This is a genomic window from bacterium (genome assembly GCA_030247525.1).
Classification (GTDB): Bacteria; Electryoneota; JAOADG01; order JAOADG01; family JAOADG01; genus JAOTSC01.
The window spans coordinates 1-2,227 of record JAOTSC010000278.1; the positions used below are offsets into that span (position 1 = coordinate 1).

Annotated in this window: 2 protein-coding genes; both read left to right on the forward strand. The window is 53.2% G+C overall.

The genetic code is table 11. The features are described 5' to 3' along the window. On the forward strand, positions 1–997 hold a 997-nt coding region (prfB, locus tag OEM52_14945), incomplete at its 5' end, for a peptide chain release factor 2 (protein MDK9701431.1). After that, positions 994–2,227: alanine racemase (gene alr / locus OEM52_14950; protein MDK9701432.1), on the forward strand; the 1,234-nt coding region annotated here is incomplete at its 3' end. The genes prfB and alr, both read left to right, overlap by 4 nt.

A 2,227-nucleotide genomic window follows, 5' to 3' on the forward strand; every position in this document is an offset into this window, starting at 1 on the left:
GTTCTGGAATGAACCGGAAATTGCCCGTAAAACCCTGCAAGAATTAACCGCAGTAAAACGATGGGTCACCGACTATCAGACGCTCGCGAAGGGCGTGGAAGATGTCGTCACGTTACTGGAACTTGCCCTCGAGGTCGAAGACGAATCGAGTATCGAGGAAGCCAAGCGCGAATTGGAAACCCTCACGAATGCCGCGGAAGACCTCGAACTACGGAAGATGCTTGGCGGTCCCGACGATAGTAAGAATTGTATCGTCACAATTAAGCCGGGAGCGGGTGGCACCGAGTCGATGGATTGGGCGGGAATGCTGATGCGGATGTTCGTCCGCTGGCTCGAACGCCGGAAATTCGACTACGATATCATCGATTTACAACCGGGTGAACAAGCTGGCATCAAAGAAGCAGCCATTGAAGTCTCCGGTGAATTCGCTTATGGGTATTGTAAAGCGGAAATCGGCGTTCATCGGTTGGTTCGGATCAGTCCGTTTGACGCGAATGCCCGCCGCCACACCAGTTTTGCCGCGGTGTTTGTCTATCCCGAAGTGGAAGACGTGGGCGAGACGGTAATTAATCCGGTTGAGTTAAAAATCGACGTCTACCGCGCCAGTGGCGCCGGGGGGCAGCACGTCAACCGTACCGAGTCGGCAGTTCGCATTACCCATCTTCCCACCAATATCGTTGTTACTTGCCAAGCGGAACGCTCGCAGCATAAGAACAAAGAACAGGCGATGAAGTACCTCGCCGCGAAATTGGCGTTGCGACGACGTGAAGAGGAAGAGAAAAAAACAGCGATCATCGAATCGCAAAAATCCGACATCGCTTGGGGCAGCCAGATTCGCAGTTACGTCTTCGCGCCATATACGATGGTGAAAGACCTTCGCACCGGAGTGGAAACAGGAAATGTCGCGGCAGTCATGGATGGCGATCTCGATCCCTTTGTCCACGCGTTTTTAATGGGGAAGAAACGGGTGAAGGGACAGAAGGATGACGACGAATGAGTGTCGGATTCTCTCCGAAATCCAACGGTGAATCCGGTTTTGTAACCCGACCCTACGAGCCGTTACCCGGATTGCATTGTCGTCCGACTTATGCGGAAATCGACCTTGCCGCACTGCGCAGTAATTTGCAGTTGGTGAGAAAATTCGCGCCGAATACGCAGATCATGGCGTCAATCAAAGCGCAAGCGTATGGACACGGGTTATTGCGAGTTGCAGAATTTCTTGCCGAAGAAGGAGTCGATGCGTTTGGCGTCGGTTTTCTTGAAGAAGGGGTTTGGCTCCGCGAAGCGGGGATCGACCAGCCTGTTTTGGTGTTAGGTGGAATTGCCAACGACCAACTTGAACACTATCTCGAATACGATTTAACTCTGGCGTGTGCATCGCCCGCCGTTGCCCGGAATATCTCGGCGGCAGCGAAGAAAACCGGTAAGCGGGCGAAAGTTCATTTGAAAATCGATACTGGTATGCGCCGATTAGGGGTGTATTTCGACCGAGCGAAAGAGTTCGCTGAGACGGTCACAAAATTGCCCGGTATCGAAATCGAAGGGCTCTTTTCCCACTTCGCTACTTCGGATATTCGTAACGATGGCTTCGCCCAAATTCAATTGGAACGCTTTTCTTACGTATTATCGGAGTGGAAACGGTCGGGGATTGAACCGCGCTTTGTCCACATGGCGAATAGCGGGGGAATTCTAAATTATCCCGCTTCCCATTTCAATTTGGTTCGTCCCGGTTTATTATTATATGGATATCGTCCGTCGCCGGAACCGGATGAGCGGCTAACCGAGTTGCAACCGGTGATGTCGCTGCGGAGTGAAGTGTTGTTTGTGAAAGGCGTTCGTGCCGGGGAAGGCGTCAGCTATGGACTAACCTACCGGACGCCGCACGACACTTGGCTCGCAACGATCCCGGTCGGTTATGGCGATGGGTACAACCGAGCGCTCTCGAACCGGGCGAGTGTCTTGATCGAGGGAAAACGCTATCCAGTCGTCGGCCGGATTTGCATGGATCAATTGATGGTCGATTTGGGCAAAGACCGGATCGAAACGGGAACGCCGGTAACGCTATTCGGTAAGGAGCGTCGTGCCAGCGCAGCAGCCCCGAATCCTGCCACTGAGGCGATTGCCGAAGTACCTGCGGAACAAAGAATCGAAGCGTGGGAATTGTGCCGGATGCTCGACACCATCCCCTACGAATTGACCTGCTGGGTCAGTGAACGTGTTCCAAGAG